Source organism: Reichenbachiella sp. (assembly GCF_039944555.1).
Classification (GTDB): Bacteria; Bacteroidota; Bacteroidia; order Cytophagales; family Cyclobacteriaceae; genus Reichenbachiella.
On record NZ_JBDUYN010000020.1, the window covers coordinates 109766 to 127577 of the forward strand.

15 protein-coding genes are annotated in these 17812 nt (G+C 40.4%); 4 read left to right on the top strand and 11 right to left on the bottom strand.

Annotation, left to right across the window (positions count from 1 at the left end):
• Positions 1–65: 65 nt before the first annotated feature.
• The 5 genes from ABJD64_RS24915 to hisS all read right to left on the bottom strand — a co-directional run bounded on the left by ABJD64_RS24915 (position 66) and on the right by hisS (position 5854).
• A complete protein-coding gene (locus ABJD64_RS24915; protein ID WP_348181059.1) occupies positions 66–1079 on the bottom strand; it encodes a DNA repair exonuclease in 1014 nt (337 codons plus the stop codon).
• Positions 1080–1081: 2 nt separating this feature from the next.
• On the bottom strand, positions 1082–2098 hold the full coding sequence (locus tag ABJD64_RS24920; RefSeq protein ID WP_348181060.1) for a glycosyltransferase family 2 protein: 1017 nt from the start codon (positions 2096–2098) through the stop codon (positions 1082–1084).
• On the bottom strand, positions 2091–2429 hold the full coding sequence (locus ABJD64_RS24925) for a YbaB/EbfC family nucleoid-associated protein (RefSeq protein WP_348181061.1): 339 nt from the start codon (positions 2427–2429) through the stop codon (positions 2091–2093). The genes ABJD64_RS24920 and ABJD64_RS24925 overlap by 8 nt, the downstream gene beginning before the upstream one ends.
• 4 nt (positions 2430–2433) lie before the next feature.
• A complete protein-coding gene (locus tag ABJD64_RS24930; protein WP_348181062.1) occupies positions 2434–4344 on the bottom strand; it encodes a gliding motility-associated C-terminal domain-containing protein in 1911 nt (636 codons plus the stop codon).
• A 139-nt stretch (positions 4345–4483) separates the two neighbouring features.
• Complete coding sequence (gene hisS, locus ABJD64_RS24935) at positions 4484–5854, bottom strand: histidine--tRNA ligase (RefSeq protein WP_348181064.1); 1371 nt, start codon at positions 5852–5854, stop codon at positions 4484–4486.
• A 210-nt stretch (positions 5855–6064) separates the two neighbouring features.
• Between hisS and ABJD64_RS24940 the strand changes: the two genes are divergently transcribed.
• The gene (locus tag ABJD64_RS24940; protein ID WP_348181065.1) at positions 6065–7255 is read left to right on the top strand and encodes a C40 family peptidase; all 1191 of its coding nucleotides are present in this window, start codon (positions 6065–6067) and stop codon (positions 7253–7255) included.
• Here ABJD64_RS24940 and ABJD64_RS24945 read toward each other — a convergent pair.
• From ABJD64_RS24945 to ABJD64_RS24965, 5 genes are all read right to left on the bottom strand, one after another.
• Positions 7242–7790 carry a DUF4136 domain-containing protein gene (locus tag ABJD64_RS24945; RefSeq protein ID WP_348181067.1) on the bottom strand — a complete coding sequence of 183 codons (549 nt, stop codon included), beginning with the start codon at positions 7788–7790 and terminating at the stop codon, positions 7242–7244. The genes ABJD64_RS24940 and ABJD64_RS24945 overlap by 14 nt on opposite strands.
• A 4-nt stretch (positions 7791–7794) precedes the next feature.
• The gene (gene menB, locus ABJD64_RS24950; protein ID WP_348181069.1) at positions 7795–8619 is read right to left on the bottom strand and encodes a 1,4-dihydroxy-2-naphthoyl-CoA synthase; all 825 of its coding nucleotides are present in this window, start codon (positions 8617–8619) and stop codon (positions 7795–7797) included.
• Between the two features lie 139 nt (positions 8620–8758).
• Positions 8759–10432 carry a 2-succinyl-5-enolpyruvyl-6-hydroxy-3-cyclohexene-1-carboxylic-acid synthase gene (menD, locus tag ABJD64_RS24955; RefSeq protein ID WP_348181071.1) on the bottom strand — a complete coding sequence of 558 codons (1674 nt, stop codon included), beginning with the start codon at positions 10430–10432 and terminating at the stop codon, positions 8759–8761.
• A 3-nt stretch (positions 10433–10435) separates the two neighbouring features.
• A complete protein-coding gene (locus ABJD64_RS24960; protein WP_348181072.1) occupies positions 10436–11653 on the bottom strand; it encodes a chorismate-binding protein in 1218 nt (405 codons plus the stop codon).
• A gap of 2 nt (positions 11654–11655) precedes the next feature.
• Entirely contained in the window at positions 11656–12072 is a 417-nt protein-coding gene (locus tag ABJD64_RS24965) for a hotdog fold thioesterase (protein ID WP_348181090.1), read from the bottom strand.
• Positions 12073–12128: 56 nt separating this feature from the next.
• Between ABJD64_RS24965 and ABJD64_RS24970 the strand changes: the two genes are divergently transcribed.
• The 3 genes from ABJD64_RS24970 to ABJD64_RS24980 all read left to right on the top strand — a co-directional run bounded on the left by ABJD64_RS24970 (position 12129) and on the right by ABJD64_RS24980 (position 15573).
• Positions 12129–12749 (top strand): histidine phosphatase family protein, encoded by a 621-nt coding sequence (locus ABJD64_RS24970; RefSeq protein WP_348181073.1) that lies wholly within the window; start codon positions 12129–12131, stop codon positions 12747–12749.
• Between the two features lie 225 nt (positions 12750–12974).
• On the top strand, positions 12975–13151 hold the full coding sequence (locus tag ABJD64_RS24975; RefSeq protein WP_348181074.1) for a hypothetical protein: 177 nt from the start codon (positions 12975–12977) through the stop codon (positions 13149–13151).
• A 127-nt stretch (positions 13152–13278) separates the two neighbouring features.
• On the top strand, positions 13279–15573 hold the full coding sequence (locus tag ABJD64_RS24980; RefSeq protein WP_348181075.1) for an ATP-binding protein: 2295 nt from the start codon (positions 13279–13281) through the stop codon (positions 15571–15573).
• Here ABJD64_RS24980 and ABJD64_RS24985 read toward each other — a convergent pair.
• Complete coding sequence (locus ABJD64_RS24985; protein WP_348181076.1) at positions 15570–17786, bottom strand: radical SAM protein; 2217 nt, start codon at positions 17784–17786, stop codon at positions 15570–15572. The two genes, ABJD64_RS24980 and ABJD64_RS24985, sit on opposite strands and share 4 nt — an antisense overlap.
• Positions 17787–17812 lie beyond the last annotated feature (26 nt).

Sequence of the window (17812 nt, forward strand, 5' to 3'; positions counted from 1 at the left end):
CGTAAGTTTTTTAATCACAAGATTTTCTGAAGCTTCAGGCATTGATGGTTAGGCAAGGTTGTACGCTATTCTTGTTTGAAGCGGTGCAATACCGAAAAGCCAGAAATGGTAATGTTCATGGTGTTGGCGAAAAAACCATTTGTTTTTAGCCTTGACAATTCATAGAGTATGGCCTCTTCTTCGGCAATAAGTTGAACAATAGAGTCTCTGTCGAAATTTGCTATTTGTTCGACCAGGAAGTCAGCTACTTGTTCGACCTGGATAGATTTAGATTTAAGGTCTATTCTATGCATAGATCGAGTGGTAATAGGGTGAAATTGATGTTTGAACTTCTTTCCTTCTACTTTGAATGTATGACAACCTTTCACTTCTTCTATTTCATCGAACATGGTTCTTTCTGTTGACCCACTATAAATAATTGGTACGGAATCCCCCTTGGAATTGGTGGTATTAAGAATTTGATGCTTGTGAATATGACCGGACAGAATCAAATCAAACTGTCCTGGTAGATCATTGATGTCCAGCGTATCCTTTCTGTTTCTAAATTCGAAAAAATTGAACCCAGCTTTCACACCGTCTATCGCGTGATGCACGCATAGCAGATTGAAATTCTCGGGATTCAATTGACTTTCTATCTCCTCTTTGTACGATGGAAACAAGCTTCGAATATCACCTCGATAATATGGAAATCCTGATACCGACAAGTCAGGAAAGGAAAATGTTTGTGGAGAATCGAAAATGTAAATGTTGTCGTGATTTAGAAAAAGAGAAGGCGGTAAAACTGATCTTTCATGGTTGCCAGGTACAATAACAAGCTTGATGCCGGCATTGGCAATTCTGAGAAACTCAGCATAGGTCTGATCTACCAGGAAAGTCGGTACGCTTTGCTTTTCGAATACATCCCCACAGTGTATGAGGTAGTCTACCTTCAACTCGATGGCTTTGTCAATGACATATTTGAAGTTTTGAAAAAAATCAGGGCCTCTTCTGCGATTTTTACCTGGCTTATTATTGGGTGCATGGTCAAAACCGATGTGGGTATCAGAGAAGAGCAAAATGCTGGTTGCTTCAGCGGACACAGCTATGGTTTTTGGTGTAACTTATCAAAGGTATTTTTTCCCTTGACGAAATATTGATACGGTAAAAGGAATGAAGAGTTTTGTATTTTAGAGACATGAGTCCTATTGATCCGTTTCCTTTTCTTCATGTTTTTTGGTAGCATAATCAGGAAATCGACTTGTGCCTTTAGGACGGCCCATGAATGTCCCCAAGATTGACTAAGGCCTAATTTTATTGCTCCGGCCCAGTCTAGACCGAATTTCAACGGCAACTTCCAAAGCAGGTTGAAGCTACTTTCATTCTTAAACAATAAAGACAGGTTGTTCCTGAAATTGAGATAGGTCTTGCGTGGATTGATTTTGTTCAAAGTGCCTCCGCCAACATGATACACCCTGCTTTCAGGAATACAGAACAAGGATCGGCCCATGAGACGAAAACGCCAACATAGATCAATCTCTTCCATATGTGCAAAGAAGTCTACATCAAAACCACCGGCTTTTTTGAAATCTGTCGTTCTCACAAACATGCAGGCTCCAGTGGCCCAGGTGATGGCGGCGATGTTATCATATTGTCCTTTGTCAGTTTCCAGTGTATCGAATACCCGACCTCGACAATAAGGAAAACCCATTGTATCTATAAAACCACCTGAGGCCCCGGCATATTCAAATTTTTCTTTGTCGTTGTAGTCAAGAATTTTAGGCTGGCAGGCCGCTACGTCTGGATTTTTTTCCATGTAATCAACGACGGGCTCTATCCAATTGGAAGTGACTTCGATGTCCGAGTTGAGCAATACGCAGTAGTCATGATCCAGCTGATTGATCGCCGCATTATACCCACCGGTATAGCCTAAGTTTTCTTCAAATTGAATGAGACGAAGATCAGGGTAATTTCCTTTTAAGAACTTCAGAGATGAATCAGTGGAGGCGTTGTCCACTATGATTACTTCAGCGACTTGGCTATGCTCGATTACCGAAGGCAGGAATTGTTCCAGGAATTGTGCTCCATTATAATTTAATATGACAACGGCTACATTAGCCATTAAACATACTTCCTAAGTCAAACCCCGGAATATTTGGCATGATACCTTCAGTCTGTTTTTGCATATGCTCCTTGGCGAGAATATCGGCCTCATCCATGGCTTTGTTTATGGCTGCAACAATCAGATCCTGCACGATATCTTTATCCGCAGTATTTACCAATGAGTCATCGATTTCGACCTTGATGACTTGTTTTTTACCATTCACCACGGCCTTTACAAGACCGGCTCCTGATTCCCCTTCTACTTCTATTTGAGCCAAGGCCTCCTGAGCTTCTTTCATCTTTTCCTGAACCTCTTTCACCTTGCCCATCATTTTCATCATATCAAACATATCGCTATCCTTTTCTCATGAGTAACATCGACCCTGATTGATCGTATTTTCGTCCTTCGGCGTCTTCATAATATATTTTGTAAATATAAGTGCCTTCTGGAGCTTCCAAATCATTTATTTTACCATCCCACCCATTGAAATTGTCCGTGGTTGAGAAGATTAAAACGCCCCATCGACTATACACTTCCAGTTCAAAGTTAAATACCTTCGGTCCCTTGGCAACGAATTTATCATTGAGCCCATCATCATCGGGAGTGAACACGTTGGGTAGGAACATCGTGGTACTTAGTTCGGTAAGAATAATATTTGAATAAGTAAATTGAGGGGTTGGGTCTAGTGATTCAGCTCGAACTCTTATCAGTTTATTCTCAGAGTCATTGGGGGAAAATTCTACTGCCTTTTCGCGTCCACTAAAAACTGTATACTCCTCTAGCAGGTTGCCGGTTTCGTCTATTCGCTCTATGGTGTAGCTGCGAATTCCATTGAGCCAAGTCTCATACTTGCTCCAATTGAAATTTACCTCTTTACCTCTCACGGCTCCCTGTTCTATAATCATAGGTATGGTAGCCGGTGATGGTATCGCTAAGTTGCCACAATCATCATCGTACCTGATTCTATAGGCATGTTGACCGACAAATGTGGCTTCAGTATCCGTATATGTAGTGTCCTCAGAAGAATCATAAAACCTCCAGGCACGGTCTCTGATGTTTCTTTCTATCACGTATCGTCTGAACGGAATCTCACCGGTGTCCGGCGGTCCCCAAGTGAGCTCAACATTATTGTCAATGTTAACAGTAGATGAAGGATATCCGATAGCGGGCAGACTCGCTGATTTGTTGGCAATGACGGCCGTATCGACTGATACTGAAGAGCCTGAAGTGAAAATAGGCTGGACATTGTACACGTATTCCTTATTGCAAATCACCTCACTGTCGTCATAACTGATGGTAGATGAATTGGTTATATTAATCAAAAGGTCTCCATCTCTAATGATGTTGTAAGAATTGGCTTGCACCGTATCGGTTTGCCACGAAATGGTATTGGCTTGTTCTGTACCTGCTACATCAAAGTATACCGAACAAATAACGTCAGATAAAAGTGTAAGGTCGTTGCAAGCGTCGTAGGTATTGATTCTATAGCAATAAAAGGCGCTTTCAGTATTGAGGTTAGATAGGGTAGCGGTCGCTCCGGACAATACAGAAATGGACTCGAAGTTGTCGGTTCCGTTTGTGGAGCTCTCTAGATTGTAGATAATATCGTCACCTAGGGTAAATCCTAATTGTAATTCTCCATTTGAAGCTTCATCTGTGGTTTCGACCGAAGTAAGAACCGGACTTACTATTGTGTTGATACTGTTGAATGCCCGATTATCTGTTCCGCAAGTGGCATTGTTGCCATTACTGAACCTGCCGGTGACGTCTATACGATAGTTGCCTTGCACGCCATAGTTGTAAGCTGAAGTAAAGGATTGCGGCCCTATTTCTTGGTTGTCTGTATTTGTAAATTCGACAAAATAGCTGTCATAATAAGTATCTTCTATTTCAATACGAACATTATGAGCCGCGCAATTGTGAATAGTGAATTGAGGTAATTCCGGAGCAAGGACCTCAATTCGAATCGAATCCAGTTTTTCTGGCACGTCGTTAGAGACTAACATGGCCACATAGAATTCCCCTGGTGTAGTATAGGTATAGCTTCCAGAAACATCCCCGGCTGTACCCAAATCAAACCCTTCGTACCAGTACTGGGCGTCTGTCCATCCGGTAGCGGTAGTTACATTTACAGTCATACCTGTACATCCTTTCACAAAATCAATCGTAAATCTCCCTTGTATACTCGTGTGCTGAGCATGAACCGTTGCTGTGATCAAAAACAGCAAAACCAGAATTTTATAATGGAGATTACTTAGATTCAATGGTTATAAATTTGATTCGGAAATCCTTCAAATCAACTGCCTTGAGACATGTTCGCAAGGTTTGAGTTGACTGAAATTTTGTTTATTCGACGCAAGCATCGAGACATAAAATCCCACTTAGTGGGTAAAAGTTATCAATCTAGCGACTATTCTTGATTTTAGAAATAAGATCATCGCTTTTGTAAGCAGCTTGTTCGCCATCTGCCATATTTTTCAAAGTATAGTTACCCGCATTGATTTCATCTTCACCTATCAGCACAACGAACGGGATGTTGAGATTATTAGCATAAGTCATTTGTTTCTTCATTTTGGATGCATCTGGATAAATCTCCGCCCGGATGCCTTCGTTTCTTAATGATTGAAGCAACTGAATACCAACGCTTGTCATTTCTTCGCCAAAGTTAACAATCATGACCTGCACCTGAGTCGCCGTAGATTCCGGGTATAAGTTAAGTTCTTCCAGCACATCATAGATACGATCTACCCCAAACGAAATGCCCACACCAGAGACCTCTTTTAGTCCGAACACGCCGGTAAGGTTATCGTAGCGACCACCTCCAGTAATGCTTCCGATTTGCACACCATTGGCCTTCACTTCAAAAATGGTACCTGTATAGTATGAAAGTCCTCTGGCTAGAGTAAGATCTAGTTCCAAATGGTCATTTTCGAGTTGGTAGGATTTTAAGTAGCTCAAGATTTCTTCCGTCTCTCTTACACCTTCGAGACCGATTTCACTTGAACTGAAATAGTCGCTTAAAAAGCTCAACTTGTTACTAATCGACCCTTCGAACCCAAATACTGGTTTCAGTAGTTGGATATTTTCTTCAGAAAATCCTTTTTGTAGCAATTCTTCATTGACCTTGTCAATACCTATTTTGTCCAACTTGTCAATGGCTACGCAGAACTCTGCCTCTTTGCCTTGAGCGCCTATCACCTCGGTAATTCCAATTAAAATTTTCCTGTTATTAATTTTAATCGTGAAATCAGGCAATTTAAGTTTGGTAAATACTTCATTGATCATGGCTATGATCTCTGCTTCACAAATCAGCGAATTCGTACCGACCACGTCAGCGTCACATTGATAGAATTCACGATATCTGCCTTTCTGAGGCCTATCTGCTCTCCAAACCGGTTGGATTTGGTATCGCTTAAAGGGGAAAGAGATTTCGTTTCGGTGCATCACCACATACCTGGCAAAAGGAACTGTGAGGTCATATCTCAGCCCTTTTTCAGAAATCTTAGTAAGCATCTTTTTGCTTCCTTCTTTATAGTCCTCTGGTGCTGTTTTGGACAAAAAGTCTCCGGAGTTAAGTACTTTGAATAGCAGTTGATCGCCTTCATCACCATATTTGCCAGTCAGAACCGAAAGGTTCTCCATAGTTGGTGTCTCTAGTTGTGCAAAGCCATAACGCTCATATACAGACCGAATAGTATTGAAAATATGATTTCTTTTGGCCATTTGGATAGGTCCGAAATCTCGTGTTCCTCTAGGAATGGAAGGCTTCTGCATCTAATTTGTTTTGTTTGCAGCAAAACTAAGAATCGACCATCTCCAAAGCAATTTGATTCCTCTATTTTATTGTAGGATTCATCAAATGCCTGAATTAATAATTTTGTAGCTTAGTGTGGCCAATGAACCAATGATTCAATGAGCTAAGGATTCAATGAGCCAATGAGATAATGATTCAATGCGTAATGATCTAATTAAAATAATGATTCAATGAATATCAAAAATAAGTGGTTATCTCTAGCCATTTTACTTGTTCAGTTTTCATGTCAACAAAATCGGTCCATCCAAGAATTGGGGAAGGTGATTGCAATCAAAGATAGTATTCGCCAGGTTTATGCGCCTGATAGGAGGGTAGCCAGATTTGATATTGATATTAATTATAAGGACGGAAGATTAAAGCTGTCAGGAGAATCAGACCAGCCTGAAGCTGTAGCGATCTTAATGGATTATTTGTCCACTTCAGATTTGAAAATCGATGATAAGGTTACACTATTACCGGATTCATCGGCAGATCAGTATCCATATGCCATTGTAAACAACTCTGTATCGAATCTGAGAAGTGAACCTAGACATTCGGCAGAACTGGCTACACAAGCCACCTTAGGAACTCTACTCAAGGTACTGAAAATTGCCAAAGAATGGTATTTGGTACAAACTCCTGATGATTACATTTCTTGGGTTGATCATGGTGGGGTTACTCTTAAAACAAGTGAACAGATAATGAACTGGCAGAATACTGAAAAGGTCATAGTAACAGAAGTTAACGCGACTGTCTACCACGAAGAAATTACTGCACAGACTATCTCAGATGTGGTACTCGGTAATGTACTTGAAAGGATGGATGATTTAGATCAATACGTGATTGTTCGTTTTCCGGATGGAAGAATAGGACGTATAGAAAAAAGTGGTGTCAAGGACTATGAAAGTTGGTTGAGTAGTTTGGGTTCTTCAGGTGAATTGATTGAATACTACGCAAGGCAATTGATGGGAACACCTTATTTGTGGGGAGGCACTTCAGCCAAAGGTATGGATTGTAGTGGGTTCACTAAGACAGTTTACTTTATGAATGGATTGGTTATTCCCAGAGACGCTTCTCAGCAAATTAATGCAGGTAGGGTGGTCGATCAAAGTATGAGTTTTGATGGACTACAAAAAGGAGATCTACTGTTCTTTGGAAAACCTGCTACCGATTCTACAAAACAAAAGACTACCCATGTTGGACTTTGGTTAGGCAACGGGGAGTTTATTCATGCTTCGAAGCGGGTACGAATAAGCTCGATTGATCCAGCGTCATCCAATTATGATGAATTTAACAAAAACAGATACCTTGGTAGTCGCAGGTATCTGAAAAACATTGAGGGCAATATCACAGATTTACGTACCCGAATTACTCTAAAATAACTTTTTCATTCGATCCTGCACTATAGGGATAAGTTGTGAAAATTCTATCGATCGACTCTGATAGTGTAACCTGGGGCTCTGTTTTTTTAGAGTATTTTAGATCGAGGCTTCCTTGCCAAACCAGTTTTTTTTTCTTTCGATCACGAATCTCAATCAATATAACGCCCTCAGTACGCTTCACTGAATTCCAGCCGGATGGGGAATAATAGCGATTGTTGTAGCCGTAAGGGTCGTAGTTTCTATTGTTACTTTCCGTTGTAGTTGTAGAAACGATTTCGTATCTGGTGATCAAATCGGGCTTATCGCGAGCTAAGTAGCCTTTGTCCGTCATGTTTTTATTGATCGCATTTTCAACATGAGTGAAAAAAGCCAGACCTTCCTCGTCATATGATTTGTCATCACTCTTATAGTTGATGAGTCGATAAGTTTTGTACTGACTATAGTCAAGTTCATCATTCAAGAACTTAACCACCTTTGCGGGTGCACAGGTTTGGAGAAGTAAAAGAATGATGAAAATGTAGGTGGTTGGTCGCATGTTTTTATGGAAACTTAGGGAATTTATCGAAATCAGGATCTCTCTTTTCCAAAAATGAGTTTTTGCCTTCCTGGGCTTCTTCCATCAGGTAATACATCAAAGTGGCGTCTCCAGCCATTTCCATGATTCCATGCTGGCCATCCAGCTCAGCATTGAGACTACGCTTGATCATTCTTACCGCCAACGGACTTCTCTTCATAATGGTACGACACCATTCGACAGTTGTTGCTTCCAATTGGTCCAGTGAAACTACTTTGTTTACCATTCCCATTTTTTCAGCTTCCTCGGCGGTGTACTGCTCGCATAAGAACCAAATCTCACGCGCCTTCTTCTGGCCAACGTGTCGAGCCAAATAGGACGAGCCAAACCCTCCATCAAAACTCCCTACTTTTGGACCTGTTTGCCCAAACCTGGCATTGTCTGACGCAATAGTCAAATCACAAACCACATGCAGCACGTGACCGCCTCCAATGGCATAGCCGTTAACCATGGCAATGACCGGCTTTGGCAATGATCGGATTTTCTTGTGTAGATCAAGAACATTTAAACGAGGAACACCATCCTCACCAATATATCCTCCCTTGCCTTTTACATTTTGGTCCCCGCCAGAACAAAATGCCTTGTCTCCAATACCGGTGAGCACTACCACATTGATGTCGGTACGTTCTCGACATACATCCATGGCCTCCAGCATTTCTATATTCGTTTCAGGACGAAAGGCATTGTAAACCTCAGGTCTGTTGATTGTGATCTTAGCGATACCCTCAAAAAATTCAAATTTGATATCGGAATATTCTTTAATTGTTTTCCAGTCGAATGTTGTACTCATATGTCTAAAATTTGAAGCCAAAATTACACGGAATCATGAGGTAATCCGCATGGAATGTACACAAATTCATTAGTTCAAAAAGCATCTTATCGGTTTTTAGCATGTTTCCTAAACAGACTGAATATAATTGGCTATTTGGTCAATCGGATAGTTTCCGGAATAATTCTTTAAACGCCACTTTGCTTTGCTCTGCATCTGTGAAAATCTCCAATATTTTCCTTTTTCCTTTTTGCATAAACTTAGGAAGCACCTGGATTAACTCGTTTTCACTTTGACTGGAATAGTATTCGAATTCATATTCCTGGGCAACTAGTTTGGCGTCTTTTTTCTGCCTGGTTTCGAAAAATTCTTGTAGTTCTGGTTGCTTTGACGGACCATCTATCATTCGAAAGATGCCACCGCCATGATTATTGAAGACCACAATATGCATATTGTCAGTCAGATGATTATGCCAAAAAGCATTTCTATCATACAAAAAAGCCATATCTCCTGTAAGCAAGAAAACTTGTTTGTCAGTCATGAGCGCGGATCCAATGGCTGTGCTGTTAGACCCATCTATTCCGCTCGTGCCCCGATTGCAATACACTTCAATATTCTGTTTTGGCTTTAGGCCAATCACATTGGCATATCGAACTGCCATACTATTCGCAAGGTGTAAATCAATGCCAACGGGTAAAGAATCAAGGACTTTTTTGTAGCTATTGAAATCCGAGAAGAATTTTGAATCGTATCGTTCAATGTGAGTTTTCGTTCGATTATTGATTTCTTGCCAAGTCTTTTGAAAAGCTGCTTGGCTTTCGTTTTTGCTGAATTTTGCCGAAAGGGCTTGAAGAAAGTCTTTGGCGTCACTAGAAATATGTCTGGTCAACGCCAAATAAGTGTCAGGCACGTTCTCTTCTCTCCGCATGTGCCAATGTGCTTTAGGTCTGTTATTTCTTAAGAAGATCTTTAAGTTTTTACTAATTACTGATAATCCTACTGTAATTAGTAAATCTGGTTTGAGCCTGTCGTCTTTGAGTTCTTTGAGAAAAACATCCTGACTGGTAATAACGCCCGCCACATCATTTGCATTAGATATTATATCTGAAACGATAGGGATGTCATGCTGTGACGAAAGGTTGCTCAATAACGCATTTAATGAGTCATCCTTTGCTGATTGTCCTACAACGAGAAGGATCTTTTTATAGCCTGAAATTTCGACCGCAGACTGATCTAAGTTTTCTGAAATGGGAAGCATAGGCTCTATGAGCTCAACTCCATTGCTGTACTCGTAAATAGTAGTTTCATCCGGGTAGAAGGGTTCTCTAAATGGAATATTTACATGAACCGGACCCTTATCTTCAGAAATACTAGTGTTGATGGCTTCATTGATGATTTCTTGTCCACGCTGATTGGACTCTTGGTCTTCTTCCAATGAAGGAAATATGAATGATTTTTTGATGTGCCTTCCGAATAAATTATCCTGATAGATAGTTTGCCCATCCCTTTGGCCTATCCATTCTGGTGGCCGATCAGCTGATAAGATCAGTAGTGGTACTTGATTAAAATATGCTTCTGCCACTGCAGGAGCATAATTGAGAGCTGCTGACCCAGAGGTGCAAATCAACGCCGTAGGCCTGCCAGTTTTAAGACTTATACCCAATGCCATAAAGGCGGCAGAACGTTCATCAGGTACACTGTAGCATTTGATTTGAGGATGTCTAACAAAGGCAATGGTGAGAGCAGCATTTCTCGAGCCTGGAGAAATTACAGCATGTTTGATACCCTTCAAATGACAAATTTGTGCCAGATTGAATATTGGTTGAAGGTTCATGCGCTAGGCTTGGATAACGTTAAGAAGTGTCTGAAACTTAATTTCGGTCTCGTTCCATTCTTTTTCCGGGTCACTATCTTCGGTTACCCCTGCACCTGCAAATAGTATCATACTACTTTTGAATATTTTGGCACATCGTAAGTTTACGTACAAGGAAGTTTGACCATCATAGTTGACCGGTCCCAGGTAGCCACTATAGTATTCTCTATCGTAGGACTCATTTTCCTGTAGGAATTTGGCCGCCGGCAGCATTGGCATACCACAGACTGCGGAGGTGGGGTGGAGCAAGTCCAACATGACACTTCCCAATTGAGGGAAATTCACCTCTTGCATGTTCACTGAGAAAATGGTTTTGAGGTGAATCAAGTTTCCTGCTTTCACAGTTTTGGGACCATATTCTTCAAACTCGCGCAGACGTATTTTCTTAAAGCAATTGACAATGTACCTACTTACAAGTGCCTGTTCTTCTATTTCTTTTTGCGTCCAGCTGGCTTGCGAAAGTTCGAATCCGGGGCTTATTTCTTGAGTACCGGCCAGAGAAATAGTCTTAAAGATATGATCTTCATCTACTGAAATCAATAGCTCAGGAGTAGCACCAAGCCATAAACCTTGATTGGGTAAATAGACCAATGAAACAAATGCATTTTCGTACGCCTCACAAAGTTTGACAAGTTCTTTCACTGGATGAAAATTCCTATCCAATCTGAATTTTTCTCTTCTCGAAGGCACAATCTTTTGGTAATACCCTTCGGATATGGATGTCTTGCATTTTTGGACTAACGAAATGAAAGCTTCCTTTGATGATCTAAAGGGTGTTGGCGCTTCCAGAAAATCTCTATAGTTGAATTTATTATCATTTTGAATGGCCGAAAAAGACTGCAGAAATTTCTCAAACTTGCCTGTATTGTCCTTAAGTCCCGGACTTAACAGTATTTCGTTTAGATCACTATCCAGCAAAACATCAGATTTGATGAACTGGGCCCCATGACCTTCTGAAATTTCAAAAGGACTTACCATAAAGCCTGTCGCTGCATTCTCTATTTCGGCTGGTACTTTACTTTCTCGATCGAGCTGAAGAGCAGAATGTATGGCGGTTTCCTGAGGGTTTCTCCAAATGGCAAATGGCAAGTCCATCTTTATTCCGGTATTGAAAAGAGATTCTAATTTTTCAATGAAAGCAGATGCCAAAGTAGGGCTAGAGAGTTGTTTGCTTGATTCCATTATTATTTGTCTATAACAGCCATAGTAATTCTGCTAACACATACGAGTTGTTCGTCGGAATTGCTGATTTTTATTTCCCAAACCTGGGTTTTTTTTCCAAGGTGCAAGGGACGTGCAATTCCTTCAACCTTGCCACTCTTGGCACTCTTGATATGATTAGCATTAATTTCAAGACCGACGCAATATTTTTCTTCTGGATTTACTGTCATAGTTGCAGCTACGCTACCCAGCGTTTCAGCCAAGGCTACAGATGCACCACCATGTAGAAGTTTCAGGGGCTGTATGGTACGTTCATCTACAGGCATAGTAGCTTTTAAGTAATCTTCGCCGATCTCGGTAAATTCAATACCAATGTGATCGACCATGGAGTCTTTTGAGAAAGCATTGATGCCTTCTAGAGTAAACAGGGGGAGGAACATACTTTCTTTCAATTACTGGATTATATTCGCCTGATACAAACAAAAAGACAATTCGCTTGAAAACCAAAAATATATACATGATCCGCCATGGTCAGACGGATTACAACCTTGAAAATAAAGTTCAAGGACGAGGAATTGATTCATCCATCAATGCCACTGGTAGGAGGCAAGCTGTTGAGTTTTTCCAATCCTATAAGCATATTTCATTCGATAAAATATATACTTCAGAATTAAAGCGTACAAAAGAGTCAGTTCAATCGTTTATAGCCAATGGTATTCCTTATGAAGCTTTAAACGGTTTGGATGAAATCAGTTGGGGCAAGCATGAAGGGCAACCTTATGACCCTATCATGCATAAAGTATACTTGGACACGGTAGCTGGGTGGGAAGAGGGCAATCTGGATTTAAGTGTGGGTGAAGGTGAATCTCCCAAAGAGGTCATGCTACGTCAGAAAGAAGCTATCGCGACTATAATGTCTCGAAAAGAAGAAAACAATGTGCTTATTGCCACACATGGGAGGGCCATGCGTATTTTGATTTGTTGGATGCTGAATTATCCACTTGAAAAGATGGATGTTTTTGAGCATGCCAACCTTTGTCTGTATCATTTACAGTACTCTGGAAATAGCTATAGTATTGTCAAACATGGTAGCACTTCTCATTTGTCCGCAATGTGAAGATATTCTTAAAACATCATTGCGCTTGATGTAAAGTTTCGTTAACTTAAATGTCCGAAGCCGTCCTTGAACGGTTGGCACGGTATAGTAGGCGAGATCGATATAATCCATCTTTAAAAATGCCAACTCAGCCCAAAACCCGGTGAAGCCGGGTTTTGGTTTATTCCTATCCTCCTGTCTTCTACCCAAATAATTATTTGGTCATAATTGATATGTATAAACGGTATGTCTGATTTAGAAGAAAAAAAGGAAAAATTTGAAGTGATCAAACACAAAATAGACTCCTTGGTGATGGCTTTGAGAGACATCAGCGATGAGGAAATAGGTGCATTGTCTGTCAAAGATATGCACGATGTGGATAAGCACGTATTTGAAATCTTGAAGGTAATAGAGCGCTACTAGCGATTTATTATTTTTTCTGCGAATAACAACGATTCACCCAAATCTAAGTGATATAAGCAATTCAAATTCAAATACTGAAACTTCAGGTACATACTTTGATAAGGTACCGATCGCCTATCGGTACGCCTTGGATGCACTTTCCGACGGTGTTTATATCTGTGATACATCTGGAATTCTTATCTATGCCAACGACGCTTTTATTAAATTCTTCGGATTGAGTCGTGAAGATGTTTTGGGCACTTTTCTGCGAAAAATTAAATTTGATTTTCAGGATTTCGATTTGTTTGAACAAGAAGATAATAAGGTGTTTCAAACAAATCAGCCTGTGGAAAATTTCTATGACTTCAGGGCAAAATCTTCTTTCAAGATAAATCAAGTAAGATCGTCCAAAACTCCAATACATGATGAATCGGGTAAACTGATTGGCGTTATGGCCTCGATTACCGACATCAGCGAAAGTTACAAGAATAGTAATCTATTGGCCCGAGGGGTCAAGCACTACCAAAATATCCAGCAGCTGACACTCTCTATTTCAAGACTGAATAGCGAGCATGCTATTCTATGGGAATTGGTTGAAGAGTGTGCTAAACTGCTCTCTCTTTCCGATTGCGTAATTTATATCTATAGCGAGGCTGAAGACCTTCTCACACAAAGAGCAGCTTATGGCGCAAAAGGTACGGATGGTTCTGTACTGTCTCCTATATCTCTAAGTTTAGGGCAGGGTATAGTGGGAAAGTGTGCCGAACAAATGAAGACTATATTAGTCGATGACCTGACCAAAAATGAAGATTACTATAAAGATACGTTCAAAGCACTGAGTGAGATCAGTGTTCCGATTGTTTTTCAAGGCAAGGTAATAGGAGTAATAGATAGTGAATCTGCAGAATATGGGTTTTATAATATTAAGCATAAGGATTTTTTAGAGGCAATTGCAGGAATTGCTGCGCTTAAAATATCGGAACTTCGCAATCTCAAAAAAGTAAAGGAAAATGAGCAGTATCTGAATCAGATATTAGAGAGCCCAAGAGACCTCATGGCTTATTCCATTGATCAAGAGTTTCGGTACAGATCTTTTAATCAGAATCATGCTCAAATGATTAAATCCTATTTCGACATTGACATAGAAATAGGAATGAATGTGCTTGATTTCATTGAAGATGTGGCTGAAAGGGAGGAATATGCAATGAGTTATGATATGGCCTTAAAAGGAGCCGACTTTGTAGTATTGGAGAAATATGAAAACAAAAAAGACAGCACATTTAGATATCTTGAAAAGTTTTATTCTCCACTTTATTCCATGGATGGAAAGATTATGGGGGTGACCGCTTTCATACGAGATGTGACCGACGAAAAAATGGTGACGCTGAAACTCGAAGATCGGGAACGATTGATCCAGACTATAAATGAAAATATAAAAGATGGCATTTTTCGATATAGTGTTGAGCGTGGTTTCTTATATTCTAATCGCGCACTCTTAGAGTTGTTTGCAGTTGTTCCACCTGGAGAAAAACAGGTCGACTTCCGAGACTTTCATGTTTTCAAAAATCAGCATCTTAAAATTTATAATGAAATATTACAAAGTGGGTCTGTGGAGAACAGGGAGGTTCATTTCAAACGTACGGACGGATCTACATTTTGGGGGCTACTTGATTGTACGTTAAGTGAAAATGATGGTGAGCAACTCATCGATGGGGTCATCACTAATATTACCATTTTGAAAGAAATGAGTCAAAATTTAATTAAGACGAACTCAGAAATGGATCAGTTGGTGTATCGAACTTCGCATGACCTAAGGGCTCCTATTGCCTCACTTTTGGGACTTGAAAGCCTACTGGCCACACGGGTAAAAGATACTGAGCAAAGGGAATTACTGGCTATTATGAAAGGGCAACTCAATCAGTTGGATAGCATCATTATGGACATAATTACATATCGAAAAGTGGCTAAACTTGGACTTTCTAAGGACCATATCGACGTGGAAGATATGATTAATAAGATATTAGCTAGCATGCAGTTTATGGAAAACTATAATCACATTGAAAAATCGGTTAAAGTTATATGCAATTCGGAGTTTGTAAATGACAAACATAATCTGCAAGTGATTTTTAACAACTTACTGTCAAATGCAATTAAGTATTCAAAAAGGGGAGAGGAAGGGCTTATCAAGGTTAGGGCTAATATTGATGTAGAATTCTTATCTATTGTGATTGAGGATAATGGTATCGGGATCGAACAGGATTTCCTGAGCCGCGTATTCAACATGTTTTACCGGGCCACAAATCATGCGACCGGTACCGGACTTGGATTATTTATTGTAAAGGAGGCAGTTAATAAGTTGGAAGGTGAAATAGATGTCCGATCGAAGGAAGGACGGGGAAGTACATTTACTGTTAAAATCCCTAACCTGATACAGGTTGACTAGACGAGTAACAGACCTATCTGTCTAAGCTTTTGCCAGCTCTGACTTTTGATGAATTTGTCAAAATCAACCATTTCTGACGCTTCATATGCCTGCCTTAGTTCTCCAAATAACATGGGTGATTGATTGCCTAGTAGATTCTGGAATATTTCATTGAGCCATTGTCCCTCTCTCTTTGTAAAGGTTGCTTCATAGGTTGCAGACTTAGTATCAATTTCGAAACGACTCTTTTCTAATAGCTTACCTTTTTGCTTTTTATTGTAATATGAAACTCTAGGCTGTTCATGAATCCAGGCCAGTTTTGTGCTTTCTGTGATTTGTGTACCAGGATTGTTTTGTAGGTCGACCTCTATTTGGTGAGCGGGGATAGAAGTTTGTGGTACCTCAAAATCAAACCATTCCTGCAACGAGAAATCAAAACATACCCCATGCATGTAATTGAAGAGAGACTTTTTCAATCCATCACTAAAAAGTCCGTGATCAGCTCCATCAGGGTCATCATGAGGGATGTCATTGTGAGCAAAAACTGGTTTTTTTGTAAGCAGTGCTTTGGCCCCAAAGGACTCTGGAGACAAGCCAACCGGGCTATGTGCAGTCATAGCAAATTGATGCCAGAATCCTGATTGTATGACACCCAATTCAAATAACTGACGAACCATTTCCAAAGAATCAATAGTTTCTTGTGCTGTTTGAGTAGGGAAGCCATACATGAGGTAGGCATGTACCATGATGCCGCTTTGAGTAAAATTATCAGCCACCTGTGCAACTTGTCCCACAGTCACTCCTTTTTTTATCTTCTCCAGTAATCTATCAGATGCGACCTCAAGCCCTCCTGAGACGGCTATGCAACCCGAGGCCTTAAGAAGTCGACAAAGGTCTGATGTGAATCTTTTTTCAAACCGAATATTGGTCCACCAAGTTACTTTGAGTTTTCTTTTCAAGATCTCAATTGCTACTTCTCTCATTAAAGCTGGAGGGGCTGCTTCGTCTACAAAGTGAAATCCCGTTTCGCCTGTTTGATTGATCTGGTCCTCCATTCGGTCGCATATGATGGATGCACTAATGGGTTCGTAGTTTTTGATATAATCAAGAGAGATATCACAGAAGGTACATTTTTTCCAATAGCAGCCATGTGCCATAGTGAGCTTGTTCCAGCGACCATCGCTCCAGAGCCGGTGCATCGGATTTGTGATTTCTATTACCGAAAGATATTGATTTAAAGGTAAGCCTTCATAGTCAGGTGTGCCGGTCTGACTGAAAGGGACATCAAGTTCTTTTGAACCATTGATATAAGTAACAACGTCGTCTTCTAATAAGAATGTTCTTTTTAGCTCGGACTTATTCACCTTTCCTTCAATATGTCTCAAAAGAACTTCAACCGGTCGTTCTCCATCATCCAAGGTGATGAAATCAACAAATTCAAACAGTCTTGGGTCTCTTAACGAGCGTAGCTCAGTATTAGGATAGCCGCCACCCATGGCCACTTTTACATCAGGATGGTGTCGCTTGATGTATTGACCACAGCGCATGGCCCCATACATGTTACCAGGAAATGGAACTGACAGACAGACCAGTTTTGGCTTCGAATCCTTAATTTTTCTGTCCAGACAAGTGAATAATATTTCGTCAGTAAAAGAAGGAACATCAGACAAGGATTCATACAATGGGTCAAATGACTCGGCAGAGAGGCTGAGTCGTTCGGCATATCTGCTAAATCCGAAATAGGGATCAACAGCCTGTTTTATTAAATCTGCTAAGTCTTCCAAATAAAGTGTGGCGAGGTGTCTTGCCTTATCTTGTATGCCGAGATTTCCAAAGGCCCATTCCAAATCGTCCAATTGGTTAAATCTTCCTGCTTCAGGCAAGTAATCTCTCTCAGCTATAGAATAGGCTAGCGTTGGGTTTTGGTTTTGCAGAAATGAAATAACTGAGTCAATAGTTGTTAGGTAATCATTTTTTAGATTGACTATTCTTTGTTCGTTTTTTGAGAGCCGCTTAGGGTTTACTCTATCAAAAAGTTTGGTCAAACCATATGCAGAAAAAAGCTTTAAGATTACTTCTATTCCCAGGTCAGCTTGATTTACCGGTACTCCAATTGTACGAAGGTAACCTGTCAAATAAGCGGTAGCGGGATACGGCGTATTAAGTTGTGTGAAAGGGGGGGTAAGGAGTAGCGTTTTTATTGACGAAGCCATGATGACAGCAAAGGTCGCCATTGTGTTTGAATTAGCCTCATCTAAAA

Bases quoted from the DNA above. Each gene is read 5' to 3' on its own strand.
- ABJD64_RS24920 (WP_348181060.1), bottom strand. From the start codon at position 2,098: ATGGCTAATGTAGCCGTTGTCATATTAAATTATAATGGAGCACAATTC.
- ABJD64_RS24925 (WP_348181061.1), bottom strand. From the start codon at position 2,429: ATGTTTGATATGATGAAAATGATGGGCAAGGTGAAAGAGGTTCAGGAA.
- hisS (WP_348181064.1), bottom strand. From the start codon at position 5,854: ATGCAGAAGCCTTCCATTCCTAGAGGAACACGAGATTTCGGACCTATC.
- ABJD64_RS24940 (WP_348181065.1), top strand. From the start codon at position 6,065: ATGAATATCAAAAATAAGTGGTTATCTCTAGCCATTTTACTTGTTCAG.
- ABJD64_RS24945 (WP_348181067.1), bottom strand. From the start codon at position 7,790: ATGCGACCAACCACCTACATTTTCATCATTCTTTTACTTCTCCAAACC.
- menB (WP_348181069.1), bottom strand. From the start codon at position 8,619: ATGAGTACAACATTCGACTGGAAAACAATTAAAGAATATTCCGATATC.
- menD (WP_348181071.1), bottom strand. From the start codon at position 10,432: ATGAACCTTCAACCAATATTCAATCTGGCACAAATTTGTCATTTGAAG.
- ABJD64_RS24960 (WP_348181072.1), bottom strand. From the start codon at position 11,653: ATGGAATCAAGCAAACAACTCTCTAGCCCTACTTTGGCATCTGCTTTC.
- ABJD64_RS24965 (WP_348181090.1), bottom strand. From the start codon at position 12,072: ATGTTCCTCCCCCTGTTTACTCTAGAAGGCATCAATGCTTTCTCAAAA.
- ABJD64_RS24975 (WP_348181074.1), top strand. From the start codon at position 12,975: ATGTCTGATTTAGAAGAAAAAAAGGAAAAATTTGAAGTGATCAAACAC.
- ABJD64_RS24985 (WP_348181076.1), bottom strand. From the start codon at position 17,786: ATGGCGACCTTTGCTGTCATCATGGCTTCGTCAATAAAAACGCTACTC.